Here is a 21085-nt window from a genome sequence, read left to right on the forward strand (position 1 = left end):
CGAAGAGGGAGGACTCACCTCGTGCACCCTGCCGAGCTCCCCGAGGGGTTCTGGACCTTCTACTGCCCCCTCGAGGAGGAAACCGGGGCCGACGCGGAACACCTGAGCGCCAACAGTGCCGCCTGGGCAAGGAAGTTCGACCTGGGCCGCGGCGATCCGAGCCTCTCCGCGCTGTACGGGGCGGGAGGAGCCACCTTGATCACCCATGTGTTCCCGCACGCCACCACGGACCCCGACCTGGCCCAGGCTCTGGCCGACTACAGCGGCTGGGCGTTCATGGCCGACGACTTCATCGTGCCCGACCCCGACGCCAGGGCCGACGTTCTCCACGCCGTATACCGCTGGGCGCGCACCATACTTTCCGCGCGCTCATGGGAGAACCGAGGCACCCACCTCGACGACGCGCTGCGCAACACCCTCGAGCGCCTGCGCGCCTGCATGAGCGATGTCCAGTACGAGCGGTTCACCACCACGCAGGCCAGCTGGCTGCACGCCATGCTCTGGGAAAGGGCCCTGCGCGAACGCGGCACCGCTCTCACGGTCAACGACTACCTGGCCGTACGCATTGGCGCCGTCGGCGTCCACGCCACGCCCGGCTACCTCGACGCGGTCGAAGGCACCGAGCTCACCGCCCAGGAATGGTCCTCGCCCCTCGTGAAAGCAGCAACCGAAGCAGGTCTCTTCGCTGCCGCTCTGGACAACGACCGCTACTCCTTCTGCAAGGAGAGCGACCTGACGCAAATCAACTACAACCTCTTCGGCGCACTCCAGCACGAACATCCCGACTGGACCCTCGCGCAGGCCATGCGCGAAGGCATCACGATCCGCGACACCATGCTCGCCCTCTATCTCCGACTGCGTGAGCAGATCCTTCCCACCGCCAGCCCGGACCTGCGCAAATACCTCACCGGCGTGGAGCGGGTGATCAGCGGCGACATCACCTTCGGCACCACCTGCATGCGCTACTTCGCCCCCGAAGCCACCCCGGACATCCGGCGCACCCTCACACCCCCCGCACACCTGAGCGATGAGCCGCTGCCCTACCCGACCATCGCTTGGTGGTGGGAGCACATCGCACCATGACAGCGCCGCCGCGTGCCACGCACCCGGACAGGGCCCTGGCAGTGCTGTGCACCGGACTGTTCCTGATCGGCCTCGACGTCACCGTCATGAACGTGGCCCTGCCCAGCCTCCAGTCCGATCTGCATCCCGGCCCCGCAGGGCCCGCTGTGGATGGCCGACGCCTACACCCTCGCGCTGGCCTGCTGCGTCCTGGCAGCCGGAGTGTGGAGCGATACGCACGGCCGGCGTCGCGCCTTCATCCTCGGCCTGGCCCTGTGCGGGACGGCCTCGGCGGGCGGCGGGCTGGCCAGCGGCACCGGGCAGGTCGTCGTGGCGCGGCTGGCGATGAGCTGCGGTGCGGCGCTGCTGATGCCCTCCACATTCTCGTTGATCACGGTGGTGTTCCCCGATCCGTCCCCGCGCCGCAGGGCTGTTGCGGTGTGGACGTTCGTGGCCGGACTCGGGGCGCTGGCCGGGCCGGTCATCGGCGGCCTGCTGGTGGAGCATTACGGCTGGCGGGCCGGGTTCTGGATCAACGTGCCGGTGGTCGTCGTGGCCCTGGTAGCGACCGGGCGGTGGGTGCCCGAGTCCCGGCACCCCCGCCCCGGACCCCCGGACCGGGCCGGAATGGGGGCGGTCACCTGCGGGCTGGGGGCCCTGGTCTGGTCGATCATCCAAGGCCCGGTCCGCGGCTGGACCGATCCTGCCATCGGCGCCGGATTCACCCTCGCAGCCCTGGCGTTCGCCTTCCTCCTGCGGTGGGAGAAACGCCATCCCGCACCGCTCCTGCCGCCCCGGCTCTTCGCCGACCGCCGTTTCACCGCCGCCGTGGCCGCGCTGGCCTGGATGTTCTTCGCCCTCTTCGGCTCCCTGTTCCTGCTCACCCTCTACCTCCAGACCCAGCTCCATCACACCCCCGCCCAGACCGGGCTGCGGCTGCTGCCGCTGGCCGCGGCCCTGGGCGCGGGGGCAGGTGCGTCGCTGCTGATCGCACCGCGCTGGGGTGACAGACTCCCCGTCGCCACGGGGATGGTGCTGGTCGCGTCCGGGTTCGGATTCCTGGCACTGGCCCCGCCCGCTTCCGGATACGGTCCCGCGCTCGGCTACCAGCTGGTCGCCGGCTTCGGGGCAGTTCTCGCGGCTGCGCCCGCCACCGAGGCGGTCCTGGGAGCGGTGCCCGGCGAGCGGGCCGGCACCGGGGCCGCCATCAACGACCTGGTCTGCGAGGTCGGCGGAGCCCTCGGTATCGCCATCCTGGCTCCCTCCTCGCCGCACATCACACACAAGCTGGCACCCCTCAGGGACCGTTGCCGCCTTCCACGCCGGCAGGCCCCTCCGCCGCCCTCACGGACGCGTCCTCGGTGACGTTCATGTACGGCCTGCACGCCGCCTCCTGGGCCGCCGCGGCGGCCGCTGCGTCACGGTCGACAGCCCGTCCCGCCCACTCGGCCCAGACCGAGCTGCCACGACCAGTTGCCCCAGCAGGCTCCGTCCCGCTCACCCCAGAGGCCAGCTGGCTCATCATGACCCGCGCCACTACTCCGGCCCCAGAATGGAGGCATGCCCTCCAGCCCACAACACCCCGCACCCATGCCGAAGAACCTCTCGGGGGCGGAGGCAGAGGACCTCGCGCTGTACCGGGAGAAGTTCCGGCTCCGGCTGCCGGAGTCGCTGGACGAGTTGCACGGCCCGATCCAAGGGGTCGTAGAGCTGCCTCTGCACATGGCCTGGTCGGGGATGACCTCGTATGACATGAGCAAGCCTCGCCAGCGCATGGGCCTGTACCGCGCTGTCCTGCACGAGGGACTGCGCGACGACCTGCCCCGCTACCTGAACCAGGACCTGCTCATCCAGTTGTGGCCGGTGCTGCGCGCCCTGGTCGGTCGCACCGTGCGCACTGTGTGGGAGGACACCCTCCCCCAGCTCGCCTCCCGCACCCGGGCAGCCGCGTGACGGACATGCCAGAACTGCACACGCGGCTCCTGGCGAATGTGATCGCCCTCGGCTCCCCGTATCCGCTGGTCCTCACCGGCGGATACGCCAGGACCTCGATGTCGCCACCGAGAACCCGGTACCCATGGCCGATGGCCGCGCTGGCCGGCACCCCGGCGTCCGGCGCCTGCGGGCTGGGCATGTCGAGGTCACGGGCATCGACGACGAGACGACATTCTTCAGCACCTTCGAGGACGAGATCCGCAAGGCCCGCGCCTCGGTCTGGCTGTGGGCGCCGTGGGTCGCGAACCGGGTGCGCGGCATCGTGCCACTGCTGCACGAGGCGGCCGGACGCGGCGTGCGCATGACCGTGTTTATCCGCGACGACAGGACGAGCTCCAGGCCCGCCCGGACAGCCAAAGCCTCATCGCGGACCTGCGGGCCGTCGTCCACACGGTCGTCCCCTCAACGTCATGCACCAGAAGATCGCGGTGATCGACGAGCGGACGGTGATGATCGGCAGCCTCACAACCCTGTCCCAGGCGTGGACCCGCGAGGTCATGGTGACGATGCGCGGCGGCTACTTCGTCCGCAAGCTCCTGGAGCACGAGCACGCCGAGCTGTTCACCCGCCCGCCGAAGTGCGCCCGCTGCGGCGGCACGAGCATCGAGCTGCGGCGCCGCTCTGGCGCTGCTACGACACGGTCTGCAAGACAGGACCGAACGGCCGAAGCAACGCAAGGAACCAGGACATCAGGGTGGAGAGGGGCAGGAGCTGAGGGATCGAACAATGTTCACCCCAGCTCGGGATTCGTGAACTCACTGGCATTCCCGGCACCTTCTGTGGCAGGCTTCCGCGTGCCAGCAACGGGGTCTCGCTCGTAGCCAGATCACCAGCTGCGCTTCAGCCAAGGAGTCCGCGGACGCACCCGGAACACCGGCTTGTCTCTCACCTCATCTTTCACGTAGTAGGCACGAGCCTGCGGCGGTGTTCCCTGCCGTGCCCGCGCTCGATGCCCGCGCGCGCCACTCGGAGGCTCAGCCATGCCGGCACGTTCCGCACCGTCGCATCTCTTCTTCCTGACCCAGCCCAAGGGCAACGGCGCCATCCTGTTCAGCTTGCGGGGGGCACTACGCGGACCGGAGCTCTCGAAGATCGGGACGTTCGATGATCGCGACGAATCCCAGCTGCTCGCCCTCACACTCAATGCGGCTCTCCAGGGAGGAACAGGCGCCCTCGCGAAGGTTCACCGGTGTTCGGCTTCCCTGCCTGGCCCCCTCAGGAGGGCAATCACTGACATCGCGGAGGAGATCGAGGACGCAAATGGTGACGCCCCACGGGCCCAGGCTGCGCGCAGAACCGCGCGGGCCGTTACGGAGAGCCTGGGACAGCGCAACGCGGCCGTATTCTCGCTTTTCAGCGCTACCGACTGCGGGAGCTGCCGGAACTGCGGCTGCACTGTGGACGAGGACTGCGCAAAGTGCGCTGTCTGCGACTCGTCTCCCCGGGGGCGCGGCTGCGGGGACTGCGGCGGTGTTGGTGTAACGCCCAGGACCGCATTCGTTCTCCATCGGCAGCTGAAGGACCTTGCGGGCAAGACGTATCTCGCCGCTTATGACCCCGACTTTTGGGAAGACAGCGTTCCGGTCAGTGCGGAGGCCCAGTCGAACTGGTTCCTGCTTCACTGCGCTCGCGCGTACGACGACCTCGCGGCCGATCTGCTCGCCGGTGGCATCCCGGAACCGCGCTGCCTGGCCGAGAGCGTGCTATTCGGCCATGCCGTGAGCAGCATCGGCGGGTTCAGTATCGAATCTGTCTGCGCGGACGAGGTCTACCAAACCCTTCCGGCCTCTCGGTTCGACTATGACTGGGAGTTCCTCGCTAACGAGAGCGGCCTGCTCGACGTCAGCGACAGGGCGCACGACTTCCTGGAAGCAGACGTAGCCGAAGACGACCTGTGGGACGAGTGGTTCAAGCCTTACACCGACGTCGAGCCCCGGAGCACGACCCACCGGTTCCGCTGCTGACGTTCGCCCGGACCCAAGCCATGGCCGGGACGGGCGTCCAGTCCGCACGACTGAACGCCCGTCCACGGGACCCGGCTCGACTGCTCCGTGGTGCCCTTGCCCGCCGGGAACGGGCAGGTCGGTCGCGACTCCAGCTGCATAACGAATCGAACAGGTGACCCGACGCACGGGATCACGGTAATTTCCCCGGCCACAGGACCGCCTGGCCTCGATGGTGCCACCGCAGGATCTTCGCCAACTGGTGGGAGGGGAAGACCGGAGACAAGGTCCACGAACTCGGCCACGCATCACCCACGAGCAGATCAGCCTGCTGTAACCCCACCTACAACGGCTGGGCCCGCTGGGTGGCTACGGGGCCTTCGGCCTATGTCGCCAAACGGCATGCTCCAGTGCACCCTTGTCGTGCCCGAGAAGTGCGGCGGCTTCCTCATACACTGCGCGCAACTGGTCGTATGGGAGATCCGGACTACCAGCATCCACGGCGAAGGCGCGCAGATGTACGTCAACGGCGACGTGCGAACGGCCGACGGGATTGCCTATGTAGTCGATGCTCTTCGGCCCCACTCCCTTCACCGTGCGCAGAGCGGCGCGATTGGCCTGATGATCGAGCCACGTGTGGAGGTCCTCGCGGGTATCGACCCCGTGGGCAGCGAGGAGGTCGGTGATGGCGTGGGCCGTCGCGACCTTCTGTGCGTGGTTGAACTTCATGGCCACGGCGAGGTCTTCCGTGACGAGCCGGCGCTGGAAGCCGCGGACTGTTCTCGCATCAGGCCAGCTCAGTTGCAGATGGAGGAGCCGCGGTCGGAGAGTTTCCTCGTAGTTGCACCGTGGCTGGAAGCTGACGTCGCAGATGACGGCACCCATGTGGGTCCATCCGCCGGGCTGGGGAAACGGTCCGCTGCCAAGGAGGTGTTGAACGTGGTCGGCGAGCCCCTGGGCAGGGCTGGATGCGGGCATGGATCAATGATGGCGCTGCGGTCTGACAATCTGGTCGGGAAGTTCAGAACCCGCGGTGGAAGCGCTCCTGGCTACGGTGGCACCTCGCGCGGTGATCAACGTGACAAGCGGCGGTGCGGACTGGGCGATCACTGCGGACGGCTCCATCCACATCGCCATGGCCACCGCGAAGCTCGGAATCCGCCTGGTACACGTCTCCTCCGATGCCGTGTTCTCCGGCATCGGCAAGGCCCGTTACGACGAGACCTGCACCCCAGACCCGATCACCCCGGCCTCGGCGCATCGGGCCGGCGCTGCCTCGGTGGTTTCTTCACGGTCTTCAGCCACAGGGCGAAGTCCCTGGCCTCCGCTCGCCCCGCACGGTCACACGCAACGTCGATTGCAGCCAAGAACCGGAACCAGGAAAGGAGTTCATAGGCGTACGAGCGCAGGGAAGCGGGGCTGTCGTCGTCGGCGAGCATGTGATGGAGGAACTCGGTTACCGCGTCGACCTCGACGCCATCGTTTCCGATCAGCCGGTACGGAAGCAGCGGGTCACCGGTCTCTTCGACCTTGCCCGTCCTCAGTACCTCCAGCGCCGCTATGTCTCGTACCAGTGCCGTGTGTTCTGGCATCCCTACCTCCGCGAGCCGTCGTTGGCTCGAGATCACAGCAGATCCGGGAGCACAAGCGGGCGAGCTTCGGGAGCACTGGGCGACACTGCCAGTCACCGTCCGCCGCTTTGGCGGACCGACGGACTGTCGAGGCTAGTTCGGTCAACGGGGCATCCGCTGCCCGATGCTCCACGTCAACCCCAAGATGCTCGCCCGGCTCACGGAGCTGGAAGCCGACCTCCTCGACCGTAAAGGGCGCGCCGCGGCCGAGGGCTGGGGCGGTGAGATCGAAGGCATCGACCTCACCCTCACCTTCCTCCGCGCGAAGCGAGAGGAAACACAGCGCCGAGCCCAGCGTCCGGCCGTGGACCTGGGCATCCCCCAGCCCAGGTCCCGAGCGAGGAGAAGCCAGGAGTGATCACTCCCCCCGGAAGTTCAGCTCCGGACGCATCAACAGCAGATCTTCGCCCCAGGCATCGAGCGTGGGATCGTGGCCGTCCTCGCGTGCCACAGCCTCGACCTGGGAAAACAGGCTCCGCTGGAGGTCCACGTCACCCGTCCCTGCGATCCGTCCGATCTTGTCCAGGAGCGGGCCCGCTTCCCACCCCGGCAGGGGAAACCTCTCCAGCTCCCACTCCAGGTACTTGTTATAAGGACGTGGACGACGATCCATGGCAAACAGCAGCTCCAGCAGGAAGCCCACGCTGTCGGCCGCGTCGAGACGGGCGGCCAGCAGATTGCCGTCTCGGGCGTTCTTGACAGATCGGTACAAAGAGTTGGCATAGGCGTCCAACCAACCGGCCGCCGCCGCTGACGCCTCGGCACGGTCACGTCGCCCCTTGCCGGCGACGATCTCGGCGATCTCACCGCCGAGCCGGTCCATCACAACCCGGGCACGGGAAAGTGCATAGCGCTCGTACCCGTCGAGCTGACGGAACTGGCCGACGGTGGTCACGGAGACATCGAGCTCAGCAGAACGATGACCGTGGAGACCCGAGAGGCCGGTATCCGCACCCTCCGCAACTACGACGTACACGTCGTGGTCCGAAAACTTGGTGGCCATGCCGTCGTGAGCATGGGAGCCCTTGAGGACAAGCCCGACGACAGCCGGGTCGCTGGTAACGCGGGTGAGCAACGCCGCATAGGTCAGTTTGGGAAGCATGCCGGTGATCTCCGGTGAGTTGGACGGACTGCACACGTCTGTTAGCCCTCGCCGTAGCCGACGGGAGAGCGGTCACTCCGTCTGCGGCGGCCGTAGTGCCGCCGCCCTGAAGATCAACGCACGGCCGGGACGTTACCGGACCCACCCCACCTCTGCAGCCCCTTTTCCCCGCCCGGCTACGGATGCCAGCAAGCACAGCGCAGTCATGACGTTGAACGCGACTGCCGTTCAGGTGCCTCATGTCGGCGCGCGACTCCCACTGGCTCGGTCCTGGAACTCACACCCCTCACACCAGCAAAGGAGACCCATTGACGAACTACCTGCGTGACATGACACGAACGAGTGAAGTGCAGAGAAGCACCGGCGAATATAAGGTAAAACCGATAAAGCAGAAGGTTCGCGAACTGCTCGGATACCCATACCCGACCCGCATCCCGAAGGGCGTCTTCGTCGAGCAGTGGGTAGGAATATCGATTGATGAATTCCACCGCGCGAAGGACGCGGACGTCAAGTACATGCGCAACGGGCACCCCCTCCTGGACATGTCCTGGAGCAGGGCCGACTGCACGCGATACCTGACCTCACTCGGCCTCACCGATACACCTAAGTCGAGTTGCCTGGGATGTCCGTTCCACGGAAATTCTCAGTGGAGGCATATCAGGGACACCTCTCTGTCCGAGTGGGCGGACGTCGTCGAATTCGACGCGGCCATTCGGCAGGGCAATGCCCGCGCCAATGCGTCGGGCAGCCGACTGCTCGGCGAGGCGTTCCTGCACCGCTCCCGCGTCCCGCTGAGCCAGGCCCCGATCGACCACGTCACCGCAGCCGAGCGTGCCGCCCTGCGGATCGGCGCGGACGAGACCGACGTCCTGGAGAACGGCGTCGAGGACGGCTGCTCACCATGGGCATGCCGCGGCGACGCCGAAGCGCTGACGCAAGACGACTTCGGGCTGGCCACGTGATACTCGACCTCTTCGCGGGGCCGGGCGGCTGGAGCAGGGCACTGCACGTCCTGGGCGTGCGCGACGTCGGGCTGGAATGGGACGAGTGGGCGTGCAAGACCCGATCCGCGGCTGGGCAGTTGACGATCCGCACCGACGTGGCGATGTATCCGACCTGGCCGTTCATCGGCCGCACCAGCGGCGTGATCGCGTCGCCGCCGTGTCAGGCGTGGAGCATGGCCGGCAAGCGCCTCGGCCTGCTCGACCAGCCGCTGGTGCACACGGCGGTCGAGGACCTGGCCGCCGGACGCGACACCCGCGAACGCCTCCTCGCCGCGTGCCGCGACGAGCGCTCCCTGCTCGCTGCCGAGCCGATGCGGTACCTGTACGCACTGAACACGGTCGGCGAGCCCGACTGGGTCGCCATGGAGGAAGTACCGGACGTCCTGCCCTTGTGGAAGCAGTACGCGGCCGTCCTACGCGGGTGGGGGTTCTCCGTCTGGTACGGGATCCTCAACGCTGCCGACTTCGGCGTCCCGCAGACCAGGAAGCGAGCGATCCTCCTGGCCTCCCGCGTACGCACGGCGCAGCCGCCCACGCCCACGCACGCCCAACTCGCCGAGCCGGAATCGCTGTTCGGTCCGGGCCGCGCCCGCTGGGTCAGCATGGCCGAAGCCCTGGGATGGGGCGCGACCGACCGGCCCGTCCCCACCGTCTGCGCAGGCGGCGGGCCCGGCGGCGGCCCCGAACCGTTCCCTTCGGGCTCCCGCAAGACGCTGTCCGACGCCCGGGAGCGCGGCACCTGGATGCCCCGGCCGGACGGGGTGGTCCTGCAGTCCCGCCGCGAAGGCGCCGGATGGGCGGCCCGGCACGGCACCCGCGACAACCGGGCCGCCGACGCTCCGGCGCCCACGTTCACCGCCGAGGCCCACCGCTGGTCCTGGTCCCTGCGCAGCAACAACCAGGCCAACGCCACCGTCCGCTCTATCCAGGAGCCGGCCGGCACGCTGTTCTTCGGGCGCGCCGCGCGAACGAGTGCACCTGGGTCGCCGAACCCGCCACACCTTCGGCCAAGGACAGCGATGCACCGGCCGTCCCCGAGCCGATCCGGATCACCGCCCGCGAGGCCGGCCTCCTGCAGACCTTCCCCGCCGACTACCCGCGGCTATCTAGGGGTGTCAGGTTGTTTCACTGGTCAGCAGCCTGCATGACCTTGAGCGACGTGAGGCACCAGGGTCGCAGGCGGAGGTACCGCATCCGGCACGTAATGAATCCGCCTGACGGCAGGTCGTCTGCGGGACAGCATCTGCCCGGGTGATCAACCGTGAGTGCGAATCCCCGGCTCAGGCCGCCGGAGGCTCGGCAGTGGGGCCGTCAGGACGACCGGTCCCGTTCACGCACCATGCTTCTCATCGCTTCACGGACCACGATCAGATCGTCCTGAGCCTCCTGCAAGGCCGCTGAAGAGGATCGGAGCGGCTAGGTGTGGTGTCTCGGGACGTTGGTTACACGACGTCTTCGAAGGTGAGCTGCTGCGGGATGTCGATGAGCGGTTCGGGCGGCTGGTCGAGGACGAGGCGGTAGTCGCTCCCGGCGGTCCGACTGATGGGTGGTCGGCCGCCGAGCGCGGCGTGGGGCCGGTCGTGGTTGTAGTAGTTCACGAACTCCGCGAGGGCGACGCGGCATTCATGCTCGGACGAGTAGTTGCGGACATAGGCCCACTCGCGGGCGAGGGTCCCGTTGTAGCGCTCGACCTTCCCGTTCGTGCGCGGGGTGTACGGACGGGTGCGCTTGTGCTTCGTACCGGTCGCGGAGAGTGCGTTCGCCCAGGTCGTAGAGCGGTAGCAGGAGCCGTTGTCGGTGAGGCAGCGGCGGATCGGGGTGATGCCGTGGGCGGCGAAGAAGGCGACGGCGCGGTGCCAGAACGCGACCGCGGTGACGGCCTTCTCGTCGTCCAAGGCCTCGGTGTAGGCGAGGCGCGAGTGGTCGTCGAGTGCCGAGTGCAGGTACGTGTATCCGACCTTGCCCGTGCCGGGGCCGGTGCGTTTGGAGGCGCGGGCGGCGTCGGTGCCGACGCCGTGCATGCGCCAGCCGCCGCCCTCGGGGATGCGTCCGAGCTTCTTGACGTCGACGTGGACCAGGTCGCCGGCGCGCTCGTGCTCGTAGCGGATGACCTCGCGCAGCTGCTCGCCGGTGGGCGGGTCCAGGTCGCGGAGCCGGTTGAGGCCTCGCCGCACGAGGATGCGGTGGACGGTGGCCAGCGCGACCGTGACGCCGTGCAGCCGCTTGAGGTCGGCGGCGAGCCGGGCGGGCCCGTGCTTGGTCTGCCGCCGCAGCGCCTCGACCAGATCGGCAAGCGGCTCGCTGGTGCGGGTCGGGCTGTGGTTCGGGCGGGAGGAGTGGTCGAGCAGCCCGTTCTCGCCGTGCGCGCGCCAGCGGGCGTACCATCGCCAGGCAGCGGCGGGAGATCCCCGCCTCGGCAGCGACGTGCGCGATCGGACGTCCGGCGTCCACGCGCTCGCATAATCGGCGACGCCCTTCCGGCGTCAGCGGAGCGTTGGGGTGCCCCGCCATATCGGGACACCGACGAAATGCGGTGCGGTGGGTGACGGAACGCTGCGCGGTCCTCGCCTCGTGGGCCGGCGCTTCATCGGGTGGCGGGGAGGGTGGGCAGGATGCGGGTCTGGAGGAGATCGAGGAAGACCTCAGGGCGTTTGTAGATGGCGAAGTGGCCGGCGTCTTCGATGAGGGTGAATGCCTTGACCGGTGCCTGGACGTCGTCGAAGTAGGCGCGGGCGCGAGCGGGTGTGTTCACCAGGTCGCAGGCGCCTTGGATGATGAAGAACGGGACGTCGAAGCGGGTGCCGTCGGCCCAGTCGTCGAAGGCCGCGGTGTCCGGCAGCACGACGGCGGAGACCATGAAGCTCTTGAAGAAGGTGACGATCTCGCGCAGCGAGTGCAGGGGCGAGTACCACAGCGACTTCATCACCACGGACTTCATCGCGGCGAACGTGTGGGGGTCGGTGGCGGAGGCAAAGCGGCTGAAGTGGCTGAACCGCTCGGCGCTCCAGCTCCGCTGGTCGGGGCCCATCTCGCGGACGGCGGCCAGTTCCTTCTGCTTGCCTGCCTGGGCCAGCCGGTCCAGAGCGGCGTAGTAGTCGGTGGTGTCCCGGCCGCCGTCGAAGATCTTCTGATCGGTGCCGATGTACGCGCTGACGAGGTGCGGGTGGGTGCGTGCGATGCGCATCGCAATGGCGCTGCCGAAGGAGCAGCCGAGCAGGATGACCTGCTGCACGCCGAGGCGCTCGCGGACGTGCTCCACCACCTCTACGGCGTCCTGCACCAGCCGCTCGAAGGACAACTTGCCCTGGCCGTCCGGCCCGGAGCGGCGCAGGGTCTTGCCGGTGCCGCGCATGTCCCAGCGCACCAGGGTGACGTAGCTCTCCCAGTCGCGGGAGACGCCCGCCAGGATCGAGTTGGACGAGCCGGGGCCGCCGTGCAGTTCCACGATGACCGGGTTGGCGCGGTCATCGCCGCGGATGTGGAGCCACTGATCGAGGCCGCCGATCGTGGCGAAGTACTGCTCGTCGATGCCGTGGCTGCCGGTGATGCGCAGCCGGCGGGCGCTGGCGGAGCGGACGAGCGCGCGGCGCCCGAGGAGGCCGACGGCCGGGGCGGCGACGGTGGCGCAGGCCGCCGTGGTGATGACGGTAGCGAGCATGGCGTCCTCCAGAGGATGCGGACCCAAAAACCGTGTACGTGCTACACGATTAATTTCTGTGTATCTTATACACAGTTGACTGGGGGGTGCGCAAGACCCCTGGCGGAAAGGAGGCCGGTGTGCCAGCGAACAAGGAGAGTGATCGCGACCCGGGCGCCAGCCTCGCGCTGCTGTGGGGAGCCGCCGACGACCGTCCGCGGCGCGGGCCCAAGCCGAAGTTCACGCCCGCCCAAGTGGCCCGCCGCGGCATCGAGATCGCCGACGCCGAAGGGCTCGAGGCCCTGTCCATGCAGCGGGTGGCCGAGCTGCTCGGGGTCACCACGATGGCCCTGTACCGCTACGTCCCGGGCAAGCCCGACCTCATCGACCTGATGGTCGACACGGTGCTCAGCGATCCGCCCGACCTCACCCGCGTCCGGGGCGGCTGGCGCCCTCGCCTCGAAGCCTGGGCCCGCGCCTGCTGGGACGTCTACCGCGCCCACCCCTGGATCCTGACCGCGACGGGTCTCCGCCGGCACGCCATGGGCCCGCACCAAGTGGCCTGGCTGGATACCGTCCTGGCCTCCCTCGAGGAGACCGGACTCACTGCCCGCCAACGTCACGACGCCGCGATCCTCGTCCTGAGCCTGGTGCGCAACCTCACCCAGGAGGCACTCGACCGCGACGAGCAAGGCGACCGGGAGTGGGACCGCCTCACCACCGACCAGCTCACCGCACACGCCGACCGCTACCCCGCCCTTACCCGGGCCATCGCCGAGGGCGCCTTCGCCCCCACCGGCGACGACCCCCTCGCCTTCGGTCTCACCTGCGTACTCAACGGCATTCAGGGACTCGTGGCGTCGTCCGCGTACCTAGGAGCGGGGCAGCCATAGGACCGCATCGGCCGGGATCCCGACCTTCAACGGCGGGAATCCGTCACCCCCGCTCGTCCAGCACTGCAGGTGAGCGCATTCCGTCAGTGGCCCATATCAGCCCACCACGGAATCTGCGATGAGTACCCATCACTTTCAGCGTGCACGCACCCACTGACAGCGACCGCCCCGCAGGCCCCAACTCGGAGCCCACGATGGCTCGCCGCCTGGCGCAACCAGCCCCTCCCCAACACCGTCCGCCGCCGCGCCACCACCCGCCGCTGACGCGGCACCAACCTCATGAGACAGCACAGCAGGGCGTGTTGAAAGTGCTTGCTGTGGGTTCGGGGCGAGCGGAGCGGTGGCCCTTGATCAACGCGGCCGGGCTTCATAACCTCGCTCGATGGGACATGACGACCTTCCGACTCTTGAACTCGCCTTCCCGGGTCCGGAACGTGACCGTGGTGTGGCGGCGATCCTGAGCGGTCAGAAGACCGCGCTCACGGGTCTCCTGGAGATCTACGAACACGCCGACGAGGCAGTACCGGTGACCGGACAGCGATTCTGGGTGCTTGATTCCGAAGGTCGTCCGGCCGTCACGATCGAGCTCGTCGACGTGCGCATCGTTCCCATGAAGGAGATCGACGACGACTTCGCGCGAGCAGAGGGACGCGGCTACTCCGACGTGGCGGAGTGGCGGGCAGCGCACGAAGAGTTCTTCCGGAGCGACGGCGTGAGCGAGTACCTGGGACGCACCCCGGTCATTGATGACGACACTCTTGTCGTTGCGGAACGCTTCCGAGTGGTCGAGCCCGACGACTCGGGTGGTCCGTGACCCGCGTCCGACTCGATGGGAGTCCGGGAGGATCAGCGACGCTTCACGGGATGAACTTCACCTCTGGGAAGGCCATGCTCGGGCCTTCGAGCAGATACGTCCGGCGGTGCCGCAGGTGCAGGTCGAAGAACGCGAGCGGGTATGCCTGTTGGATCCGTACCGCCTGGGCCGGGTCGAGAGTGCCGATCATGTCCTGGATCTGCTGGGTGGTCATGCCGAGGATCTTGCCCGCTTGCGGGATCAGCGTTGCGTCGTCGCCGTACGACTTGTGGATGGCCCCGTCGGCCTGGATGTTCAGCCGCCAACCACGAAGGTGTGTCCAGAACTCGGCGACGTCCGACATGGCGGCCCGGGTAAATGAAGCGGTCATCATCATGAACGGCCGGTCCAGGTCGGTGGTGATGGTCGGCTGCATCGGGCCGTCGATGCTGAGCCCGGCGCTGACGCGCTGGTCGGCGAGCATGGTGAGCGCGGTGGCGGTGCCGCCCTTCGACCAGCCGAACGCGCCGATGCTCTTCGGGTCGAGGGCACCGAGTAGGCCCTGGGGCAGTGGCCTGCCGTCGACGTCGGGGTTGTGGCCGCCGGCAAGGGCCTCGACGACGTCGAGCACGAACCGGAGGTCCGTGGCGAAGTCCCGGGGACCCAGGAACGGCGGGACCTCTGCCGGCACGGTGAGCCGGCCGTCGGGGAACTCGCTGAACCCGTCGTACGTGTGGTCGACGGTGACCACCGCGTAACCGTGGCTGGCGAGTTCCTGGACCATGATGGTGTGGTCGCCGCGATGGCTGCCCGAGCCATGCGAGTACACGAGGACGGGCAGGCGGTGGCCCGTTTGGTACACGGGTACGCCGACGTGTGCGGCGGTGAGTGGGCCGAGGGCGGGATCAAGGGGGAAGCCGACGTCCGCCAGAAACGCCCGCAGCGCACCCTGGGTCATCCAGGGAGCACGCGGCAGGTCCTTTGCCTTGCAAGCGGGGTACCACACGCTGGCCATCAACTCGCGATGATGCCCGGGGCCTGTCACGGGATCCGGACGTGAGGTGTCGACGAGGTGGAGCGGTACCGAGCCCACCGGGTGCGGCCCAGTGGTTCTGGGCAGCGTGAGTTGCACAGGTGCGGGAGCGGTGGGAGCCGCCCACGCCTGGCGCGCTGCGCTGATCGGCACGGCGGCCCCGACCCCCGCGGCCAGTGCGGCTGCGAGCATGCGGCGGCGCGTCAGATCCGTCTTGGTGACCGGTGTGTTGGTCACGTGTCCTCCCCAGGTTTGTTGGATGGTGTTCGGTTCGCTGGACGTCGGAGGGAGTCGCTCACTGCCCCAGGGTTTGCAGAAGTGCAGATCAGGACTCCTGGGCTGAGCTGCCTTGCTCGATCTGGTGGATGAGTCGCTTGAGCTGGGTGACCTCCTCCTGCAGGGCGCGGCCACCGGCCGGGGTGAGGGAGAGCCAGGTACGGGCACGTTTCCCCTCGTAGCCCTTCTCGATCTCGACCAGTCCGGCCTTCTCCAGTACGGCCAGGTGCTGGCTGAGATTTCCGGCGGTGAGTCCGAGCGCCGTGCGCAGGAAGCCGAACTCGACCCGGCGCGCCTGGTGGGCGACGGCGAGGATGCCGAGGCGGACACGCTGGTGGACCACGTCGTCCAGGCCGGTGACGGGGTGCTGCTCGGGCTGATCAGTCATGACGCGTTGCGCCGGGGCAGCTCGGCCAAGCCGAAGCCGAGGGCGCCTAGCAGGAGGAGCACGCCGGGGACGGCGTACTGGGGCAGGAAGAACCAGGGCGAGGTGAAGGGGATCCCCGCCCAGCCGGTGGTGAGCGGCACCAGCTCGATGGCCAGGTACACCGCGGTGAGCAGCAGCAGGGTGCGGCTGCGTTCCACCCAGGACAGCACCAGCAGTGGCAGCCCGACGGCTGTGGCGTTCCCAGTGAGTCGCTCCAGGAACCTCGTCACCCCGGAGCGGGGGTCGAGGTGCATGCCCCAGAAGTCAAGATGGCCGCCGGGCTGCGGCATCCCGTGGCGGGTGCTCCAGATCTCGGTGGCGGTCACCAGGCCGACCAGGGCGATCCCGGTGAGGATGTACGGCCGGACCGGGGTGCCGACCCCGCGGTTGCAGGAGCGGCGGATGTAGAAGAGCGCCGTCGCGGTGTAGGCAAGGGCGAGCCCGATGGGCCAGTACACCGGCGAGCCCTGCGTGACCTGCGTGACCTGCGTGACCTGCGTGACCATGGTGCAGCCGGTGCCTGCCGCGGGGTCGGCCGCCGGACACGGCACGGCCTCGACCTTGAAGGTGAAGCGGCTGACCAGAATGCCGCCCAGCGTGAGCACGCCGAGCAGCATGAGGGGGAACCAAGCGCCGCGCTGGGCGGCACGGACCCGGCGGGTCAGGTCACCAAGGCCAGCGAGGATTTCATGGGGAGTGCCCGGCGTGGGCACCGACGCGTCTGCCATGCCATCAGCTTTGCATTACAAACCAGTTCTGGCAAGAAACCTGCGTGCACTCCAAGGTCAGGTCCTGAGAAACCGGCGGTCCGAGGTCGACACCCACGGCCCTGATCGAACTGCGCGCCTCCGGCCGCGTTCCGAAGCACCTCACAACCGGCTGACCCGAACGGCAGGTCAGTACTGCCAGACATGTGAGTCACGTGCGGGACGCTTCCCCTTTGCTCTGGTTCTTGATCATTCGACGGAGGCTGGTCCGTGCCGCGCCGAGCTCGTCCTCCAGATCGGTGATGTGGCTCTCAAGGCGGGACTTCGCGACAGTCGCTTCGTGCAGGTTTGCTTCAAGGCGAGCGTTGGCCTCGGTGAGCTCCTGGACACGGGTGGCAAGGTCCCGGGCGCCGAGTTGGTCGAGTTGTTGGCCGAGGTGGCGGCGGACGGTTTGCTGCAGCTGGTCGCGCTCGCCGCGGAGCCGGCGGATCTCCTCGCGGGCGAGTGCAAGGTCGGTGCGAAGGCCCGCAGGGCTGGCCTGAGCCGTCGTGGCTGGATGCGGTTGCGTGGACCGCTGCTGGTGGATGGCGGACTCGATGTGTTCGCGCACTCCGTCGGCGTAGGTGAGCCACGTTGAGACGTCGGCGGCGCGAGCGACGGCGGCGAAGGTGATGCGGTCGCCGTTGCGCATCATCTCTTGGACGGCGTCCAGGACGCGGGCGCGTTTCGTGCGGCTGTCACGACGGCGGGCCTCGCGCAGGACCTGGGCCGGTGTTCGGCTGGCCGGACCGCTGGCGGGCGGAGCGGTGGAGTGAGGGTTCATGAGGGCCTCCGGTTGACGACGGTCAGTGGCAACGTCGTGCGGCCGTGGCTGGCGCGGGCTTTCCGCAGGACCGCGCTGGCTTCCTCGATCTCGGACCGTTCGTCGTCGGGCAGGCCAGCCAGCTCGTTCTGCATGGTGGCGATGACCTGCTGGAATGCGGCGATCTGCTAGGTGAGGTTGCGGATGACGAAACTGTCGACATCCATCGCCTGGGCGGTCTCGCGGTCGGCGCGAAGGGAGTTGATGTGTTCCTCGATCGCGGGGAGGTAGGACGGGTCCGGGCGATAGAAACCGCAGCCGGAACACTGGAAGCGGATCGGGCAGGCAGTTCCGCCTGCCTTGACGTTCGACGGCTCGATGCAGTTGCCGAACGGGACCGCGACGGAGCGGGCCTCGTATCCGGTGTTGGAGCTCATCGGGGCGGGGTTGCCTGCGCGGTCGATGACGTGCAGGCGCATCGTGGAGACCGCGGCGCGTTTCCGCTTCAACGAAACCGTGTAGTAGCCCATGGTCGTGCTGATTTGCCGGTGGTCCATGAGCTCTCTGAGCACGTCGATCGGGACGCCGGCGTCGGCGTGACGTTGGGCGTAGGAGTGCCGGAACGCATAGGGGTAGATGAGCGTCCGGTCGAAAGGCAGCGGACTGCCGTCCGGGCCGGTGGTGTTGGAGTCGAGCTTCGGGATGGCGTTCACCCAGCGCCGCAGATACCGCGACAGGTAACTGGGGTTGAGGTAGGGATCGATGTGATCCCCGGTGATCGTCGGGAAGAGATAGCCATCGCTGATCGACGGCGTCCGCAGCCGGCTGCGGACCGGCAGCCAGTCATGCACGGCTTGGGCAGTCTCCCTGGTGATCGGCAGGCGGCGCCCGTGACGCTTGCTCTTGTAGTTGTCCCAGATCAGCTCGTAGTCGTCGCCGGAGTGCTCCAGGCAGTTGGAACGCAGGCTGCAGATCTCGCGTGGGCGTCGGCCGGTGTCGCGAACCAGCACATAGACGGTGCGGAGCATGTGCCGGACTTCGTCGTTGGTGAGACGCCCGTAGGGGATGCCTGCGCCGAGCGTCTCCAGGTGGGCGTCAAGCTGGGCGATGATCGGCTCCGGGATGGCCTTGCCGTTCTCGTCCTCTTCGTCGTGTCCGATGCTGTGCCGCCGGTGGTGGCGGGCGAAGGCGGTAGGGGCATCGGTCATCAAGCCCGTCCGGCGGCCGAAGTCAAGCAGGGCGAACAACTTGTAGGCCATGCTGCGGGCACTGTTTCGCGTGACAAGTGCGCCGTCCTTGCGGCGGGCTCTGCGGATGGCGTCCACTGCGGCGTCCATGTCGGCGGCGGTGAGCCGGGCCGGGTCCATGGCGCCGCCAGGCCGCTGGTTCAAGGCGCAGCGACTACGAGCACGGCGACCCTGAAGGTGTCACGCAGGACCTCCAGCGAGGGGTCGATGTTGCGGGCCCATTCCAGCGTGAGATCCCGCAGCCATGGTTGGGTGATGGCGGTGAAGTCCAGCTCGCCGTGCGTCGACCGAGCCCGTCCGGTCTTGGACTTCCGGGACGGTGCCTTGATGGACGGCAGGTGCCAGACGAGCTTGTCGGTGGGCTTGATACCGCGCATCTCCTCGTGGCCGACGTGCACCACGCGGTAGATCTCGTTGATGTGTGCCGAAGCGCCGGCGCAGGTCTTCGTGTGAGCGAGTGCCATGAGCTCGCTGCGATCAGCGTCCAGCAGATGCGGTCGGTCGCCCACCAGGCCGGAGAGCATCCGGACCAGAGTTGGGTCGATCTTTCCGCCGCGGGCATCGCGCTGCTGGAGGGCGTAGAGCATCTCCCAGCGCATCACCGGCTGGAAGGGGACCAGCGAGAACTGGTGAGCGCGCAGGAATGGTGTCTGCCGCGAGGCCCACTCCTCGACGGGCTCGTTCGGTGCGTCCCTCCGGTGCTTGGCGACGTGGTACGAACACAGCGTCTTCAGTCCCGACCGCTCTTGCTCGCATCGGGCGATCGCGCAGGCCGGCAGGGTGTCGGTGAGCGGCACCGGCCCAGTGCGGGCCCAGACCTCGACCTCCGGGCTGCCGCTGGTGCACCAGGCGCGGTAATGGGTGAGGCAAAGTCGCCGGCAGTACTTGCCATGCGTGCAGCGTCGGCCATCGCGCTCGACCAGGCAGCGCGCCTGGTGCCGCCCTGGCGCGTATTTCCGCTCCTCGGGGACATGGGTGTCCAGGAACGTCTCACGGTCCAGGCCGCTGGCGCGGTGCTCGCGGATGCAGGACTTGCACATCCCTCGGCTGTTGCTGATCGAAGGACAGGCCCGGGTCGGGCACCACCAGCCGACCGTGCGTTCGTTGTCGGGATCGCCGTTGAAGAACCAGGAAGCAGCGTCCACTCATCCGGCCGCCAAGCGGGGTCGATCCGGCCCTGCAGCCACTCCACCCAGCCGTCGAGGTCGAGCGGCGGCAAGCTGGGCGCCGGCGGTGCAAGTGCTGTTGACGTCGTCATCGTCGTGCCTCCCTGGTTCGCCGGGCAGTGGATTCCACGGCCTCGCGCATATCGCCTTCGGTGGGGTGCAGGTAGGGCTGCATCGACGAGCGGGAGACGTGGCCCAGCAGGTGCTGGGCCACGTCCTCGGGCACCCCGGAGCGGATCCAGCTCGTGGCGGCGGAGTGCCGCAGCATGTGCGGGCGGGCGGGGAACCCGGCCCGGCGGGCGAGCCGGTCGAACATGTCCTTGGCGTTGTGGTAGGTCATCGGCCGGCCCAGCGGTGCCCGGAACAGGTTCACGAACACCATGTCGGTCATCTCTGCCGCCGAGACCTGGCCGCGTTCGTACTGGTAGTCCGCGTAGAGGCCGACCACTTGCTCAGTGACCGGGATCCAGCGGGAGTAGGCAGACTTCGCCAAGGCCCCGTTGGGGTTCAGCCGCCTCCTCACGTGCACGTGTGGGCCGGTGATCTGGCAGCCGAAGATCTCCGACCGGGTCAGGAAGTGCATGTCCTCCCGGTGCAGCCCCAGGCCCTCACCGATGCGGATCCCGGTGCACCGCAGCAGGGCCACCAGGGCCACCACGAACTTGATCGTCCGGCTGTTGACGCTCGGCATGGGCGCGGGCGTCCTGATCGTCACCTCCTTCCTCGCCGTGGGCCGGGAGGGCCTGGAGACCGCACTGTTCCTGTGGACCACCGCGCAGGCGGCCGGGGAGTCCGCCGGGCCCCTGACCGGCGCCGCGATCGGCCTGGTGCTGTCAGCCGCACTGTGCTGGGGCCTGTACCGGCGGGTGCTGAAGATCAACCTGACGAGGTTCTTCACGGCCACCGGCGTGGTCCTGATCGTCATCGCGGCCGGTGTCCTCCGCTACGGCCTGCGCGACCTTCAGGAGGGCGGTGTACTGCCCGGGAAGGCGGCGTACGCCGTCGACCTGAGCGGCAGCGTCGACGGCAGTTCCTGGTACAGCACCCTCGTCCAGGGCGTGTTCAACGTGACGCCAGCCATGACCTGGCTGCAGGTCGTCGGCTACCTCGCCGTGGTGATGACGCTGTTCGTCCGCGGTGCGCGTGCCGCGGCACCCACTCGCACGGCTGCAGAAGCTCCTCGACGCCGCCCACCACGGCAGCTCCTGGACCCCCGTCGACCCGCTCGACGAAACGACTCGGGCGCACCTCAACGGAGCCACCGGCCAACTCCTGGAGGACCTCGCCCCGGTCCCGGACCTGCTGGAGATCAGGAAAGCCGCCTGATGCCGCCCGCTCACAACAGCGACAGACCCATACGCATCGAA

General features: G+C 68.3%; 21 protein-coding genes and 4 pseudogenes. 12 read left to right on the top strand and 13 right to left on the bottom strand.

The annotated features are described in order from the left end of the window. Positions 1 to 21: 21 nt before the first annotated feature. The 5 genes from OG870_RS01650 to OG870_RS01670 all read left to right on the top strand — a co-directional run bounded on the left by OG870_RS01650 (position 22) and on the right by OG870_RS01670 (position 5021). Positions 22 to 1083 carry a terpene synthase family protein gene (locus OG870_RS01650; protein WP_266529937.1) on the top strand — a complete coding sequence of 354 codons (1062 nt, stop codon included), beginning with the start codon at positions 22 to 24 and terminating at the stop codon, positions 1081 to 1083. Positions 1084 to 1233: 150 nt separating this feature from the next. Then, positions 1234 to 2427 carry an MFS transporter gene (locus OG870_RS01655; RefSeq protein WP_266927577.1) on the top strand — a complete coding sequence of 398 codons (1194 nt, stop codon included), beginning with the start codon at positions 1234 to 1236 and terminating at the stop codon, positions 2425 to 2427. A gap of 195 nt (positions 2428 to 2622) precedes the next feature. Continuing rightward, a complete protein-coding gene (locus OG870_RS01660; protein WP_266927575.1) occupies positions 2623 to 3015 on the top strand; it encodes a hypothetical protein in 393 nt (130 codons plus the stop codon). A gap of 452 nt (positions 3016 to 3467) precedes the next feature. Continuing rightward, the gene (locus OG870_RS01665) at positions 3468 to 3878 is read left to right on the top strand and encodes a hypothetical protein (protein WP_266927892.1); all 411 of its coding nucleotides are present in this window, start codon (positions 3468 to 3470) and stop codon (positions 3876 to 3878) included. 159 nt (positions 3879 to 4037) lie between these two features. Then, positions 4038 to 5021: a hypothetical protein gene (locus OG870_RS01670; RefSeq protein WP_266927573.1), complete on the top strand. Its 984-nt coding sequence runs from the start codon at positions 4038 to 4040 to the stop codon at positions 5019 to 5021. Between the two features lie 348 nt (positions 5022 to 5369). Here OG870_RS01670 and OG870_RS01675 read toward each other — a convergent pair whose 3' ends face one another. Next, positions 5370 to 5978, bottom strand: coding sequence for a hypothetical protein (locus tag OG870_RS01675; RefSeq protein WP_266927572.1), 609 nt, complete (start codon positions 5976 to 5978; stop codon positions 5370 to 5372). A gap of 157 nt (positions 5979 to 6135) precedes the next feature. Here OG870_RS01675 and OG870_RS01680 point away from each other — a divergent pair. Further along, positions 6136 to 6186 (top strand): annotated as a pseudogene (locus tag OG870_RS01680) (hypothetical protein); the annotation flags it as partial. Between the two features lie 55 nt (positions 6187 to 6241). Here OG870_RS01680 and OG870_RS01685 read toward each other — a convergent pair. Next, positions 6242 to 6628: an integrase gene (locus OG870_RS01685; RefSeq protein ID WP_266927571.1), complete on the bottom strand. Its 387-nt coding sequence runs from the start codon at positions 6626 to 6628 to the stop codon at positions 6242 to 6244. 127 nt (positions 6629 to 6755) lie between these two features. On the opposite strand from OG870_RS01685, the gene OG870_RS01690 reads away from it, so the two are divergent. Continuing rightward, the gene (locus OG870_RS01690) at positions 6756 to 6989 is read left to right on the top strand and encodes a recombinase (protein WP_266927569.1); all 234 of its coding nucleotides are present in this window, start codon (positions 6756 to 6758) and stop codon (positions 6987 to 6989) included. Here the strand turns inward: OG870_RS01690 and OG870_RS01695 are convergent, their stop codons facing one another. Next, the gene (locus tag OG870_RS01695) at positions 6990 to 7733 is read right to left on the bottom strand and encodes a hypothetical protein (protein WP_266529893.1); all 744 of its coding nucleotides are present in this window, start codon (positions 7731 to 7733) and stop codon (positions 6990 to 6992) included. Between the two features lie 308 nt (positions 7734 to 8041). On the opposite strand from OG870_RS01695, the gene OG870_RS01700 reads away from it, so the two are divergent. Both OG870_RS01700 and OG870_RS01705 read left to right on the top strand, forming a co-directional pair. Further along, the gene (locus OG870_RS01700) at positions 8042 to 8695 is read left to right on the top strand and encodes a hypothetical protein (protein ID WP_266927567.1); all 654 of its coding nucleotides are present in this window, start codon (positions 8042 to 8044) and stop codon (positions 8693 to 8695) included. Then, positions 8641 to 9836 (top strand): annotated as a pseudogene (locus OG870_RS01705) (DNA cytosine methyltransferase); the annotation flags it as partial. The gene OG870_RS01700 and the pseudogene OG870_RS01705, both read left to right, overlap by 55 nt. Before the next feature lie 343 nt (positions 9837 to 10179). On the opposite strand, the pseudogene OG870_RS01710 reads toward OG870_RS01705, so the two are convergent. Both OG870_RS01710 and OG870_RS01715 read right to left on the bottom strand, forming a co-directional pair. After that, positions 10180 to 11248: pseudogene (locus OG870_RS01710) on the bottom strand (IS481 family transposase). Between the two features lie 73 nt (positions 11249 to 11321). Next, entirely contained in the window at positions 11322 to 12395 is a 1074-nt protein-coding gene (locus OG870_RS01715) for an alpha/beta fold hydrolase (RefSeq protein ID WP_266927565.1), read from the bottom strand. A gap of 119 nt (positions 12396 to 12514) precedes the next feature. On the opposite strand from OG870_RS01715, the gene OG870_RS01720 reads away from it, so the two are divergent. Both OG870_RS01720 and OG870_RS01725 read left to right on the top strand, forming a co-directional pair. Beyond that, complete coding sequence (locus tag OG870_RS01720; RefSeq protein WP_266529886.1) at positions 12515 to 13267, top strand: TetR/AcrR family transcriptional regulator; 753 nt, start codon at positions 12515 to 12517, stop codon at positions 13265 to 13267. Between the two features lie 382 nt (positions 13268 to 13649). Beyond that, positions 13650 to 14081 carry an ASCH domain-containing protein gene (locus OG870_RS01725; RefSeq protein ID WP_266592930.1) on the top strand — a complete coding sequence of 144 codons (432 nt, stop codon included), beginning with the start codon at positions 13650 to 13652 and terminating at the stop codon, positions 14079 to 14081. A gap of 43 nt (positions 14082 to 14124) precedes the next feature. Here OG870_RS01725 and OG870_RS01730 read toward each other — a convergent pair whose 3' ends face one another. The 8 genes from OG870_RS01730 to OG870_RS01765 all read right to left on the bottom strand — a co-directional run bounded on the left by OG870_RS01730 (position 14125) and on the right by OG870_RS01765 (position 20409). After that, complete coding sequence (locus OG870_RS01730) at positions 14125 to 15330, bottom strand: alpha/beta hydrolase family protein (RefSeq protein ID WP_266592928.1); 1206 nt, start codon at positions 15328 to 15330, stop codon at positions 14125 to 14127. A gap of 88 nt (positions 15331 to 15418) precedes the next feature. Further along, positions 15419 to 15757 carry a winged helix-turn-helix domain-containing protein gene (locus OG870_RS01735; protein ID WP_266529881.1) on the bottom strand — a complete coding sequence of 113 codons (339 nt, stop codon included), beginning with the start codon at positions 15755 to 15757 and terminating at the stop codon, positions 15419 to 15421. Then, the gene (locus OG870_RS01740) at positions 15754 to 16524 is read right to left on the bottom strand and encodes a hypothetical protein (protein WP_266927562.1); all 771 of its coding nucleotides are present in this window, start codon (positions 16522 to 16524) and stop codon (positions 15754 to 15756) included. Before OG870_RS01740 ends, OG870_RS01735 begins: the two co-directional genes overlap by 4 nt. A 190-nt stretch (positions 16525 to 16714) precedes the next feature. Further along, positions 16715 to 17326, bottom strand: a complete 612-nt coding sequence (locus OG870_RS01745) for a DUF6262 family protein (RefSeq protein ID WP_266927560.1) — start codon at positions 17324 to 17326, stop codon at positions 16715 to 16717. Then, positions 17323 to 17460 (bottom strand): hypothetical protein, encoded by a 138-nt coding sequence (locus OG870_RS01750; protein WP_266529871.1) that lies wholly within the window; start codon positions 17458 to 17460, stop codon positions 17323 to 17325. The genes OG870_RS01745 and OG870_RS01750 overlap by 4 nt, the downstream gene beginning before the upstream one ends. Positions 17461 to 17493: 33 nt before the next feature. After that, a complete protein-coding gene (locus OG870_RS01755; protein ID WP_327690537.1) occupies positions 17494 to 18696 on the bottom strand; it encodes a tyrosine-type recombinase/integrase in 1203 nt (400 codons plus the stop codon). After that, on the bottom strand, positions 18693 to 19697 hold the full coding sequence (locus OG870_RS01760) for a hypothetical protein (RefSeq protein WP_266927556.1): 1005 nt from the start codon (positions 19695 to 19697) through the stop codon (positions 18693 to 18695). The genes OG870_RS01755 and OG870_RS01760 overlap by 4 nt, the downstream gene beginning before the upstream one ends. Before the next feature lie 109 nt (positions 19698 to 19806). Then, the gene (locus tag OG870_RS01765; protein ID WP_266529863.1) at positions 19807 to 20409 is read right to left on the bottom strand and encodes a tyrosine-type recombinase/integrase; all 603 of its coding nucleotides are present in this window, start codon (positions 20407 to 20409) and stop codon (positions 19807 to 19809) included. Between OG870_RS01765 and OG870_RS01770 the strand changes: the two are divergent. Further along, positions 20402 to 20905: pseudogene (locus OG870_RS01770) on the top strand (FTR1 family iron permease); the annotation flags it as partial. The gene OG870_RS01765 and the pseudogene OG870_RS01770 sit on opposite strands and share 8 nt — an antisense overlap. Positions 20906 to 21085: the final 180 nt, after the last annotated feature.

Origin of the sequence: Streptomyces sp. NBC_00461, assembly GCF_036013935.1 — a bacterium.
Lineage (GTDB): Bacteria > Actinomycetota > Actinomycetes > Streptomycetales > Streptomycetaceae > Streptomyces.

What these genes read in the sequence shown, in the direction of transcription:
- OG870_RS01750 (WP_266529871.1), bottom strand. Translation starts at nt 17,460, where the DNA reads ATGCAGAACGAGCTGGCTGGCCTGCCCGACGACGAACGGTCCGAGATC.
- OG870_RS01665 (WP_266927892.1), top strand. Translation starts at nt 3,468, where the DNA reads ATGCACCAGAAGATCGCGGTGATCGACGAGCGGACGGTGATGATCGGC.
- OG870_RS01655 (WP_266927577.1), top strand. Translation starts at nt 1,234, where the DNA reads ATGGCCGACGCCTACACCCTCGCGCTGGCCTGCTGCGTCCTGGCAGCC.
- OG870_RS01765 (WP_266529863.1), bottom strand. Translation starts at nt 20,409, where the DNA reads ATGCCGAGCGTCAACAGCCGGACGATCAAGTTCGTGGTGGCCCTGGTG.
- OG870_RS01695 (WP_266529893.1), bottom strand. Translation starts at nt 7,733, where the DNA reads ATGCTTCCCAAACTGACCTATGCGGCGTTGCTCACCCGCGTTACCAGC.
- OG870_RS01745 (WP_266927560.1), bottom strand. Translation starts at nt 17,326, where the DNA reads ATGAACCCTCACTCCACCGCTCCGCCCGCCAGCGGTCCGGCCAGCCGA.
- OG870_RS01660 (WP_266927575.1), top strand. Translation starts at nt 2,623, where the DNA reads ATGCCCTCCAGCCCACAACACCCCGCACCCATGCCGAAGAACCTCTCG.
- OG870_RS01740 (WP_266927562.1), bottom strand. Translation starts at nt 16,524, where the DNA reads ATGGCAGACGCGTCGGTGCCCACGCCGGGCACTCCCCATGAAATCCTC.
- OG870_RS01735 (WP_266529881.1), bottom strand. Translation starts at nt 15,757, where the DNA reads ATGACTGATCAGCCCGAGCAGCACCCCGTCACCGGCCTGGACGACGTG.
- OG870_RS01670 (WP_266927573.1), top strand. Translation starts at nt 4,038, where the DNA reads ATGCCGGCACGTTCCGCACCGTCGCATCTCTTCTTCCTGACCCAGCCC.
- OG870_RS01690 (WP_266927569.1), top strand. Translation starts at nt 6,756, where the DNA reads ATGCTCCACGTCAACCCCAAGATGCTCGCCCGGCTCACGGAGCTGGAA.
- OG870_RS01675 (WP_266927572.1), bottom strand. Translation starts at nt 5,978, where the DNA reads ATGCCCGCATCCAGCCCTGCCCAGGGGCTCGCCGACCACGTTCAACAC.
- OG870_RS01715 (WP_266927565.1), bottom strand. Translation starts at nt 12,395, where the DNA reads ATGCTCGCTACCGTCATCACCACGGCGGCCTGCGCCACCGTCGCCGCC.
- OG870_RS01725 (WP_266592930.1), top strand. Translation starts at nt 13,650, where the DNA reads ATGGGACATGACGACCTTCCGACTCTTGAACTCGCCTTCCCGGGTCCG.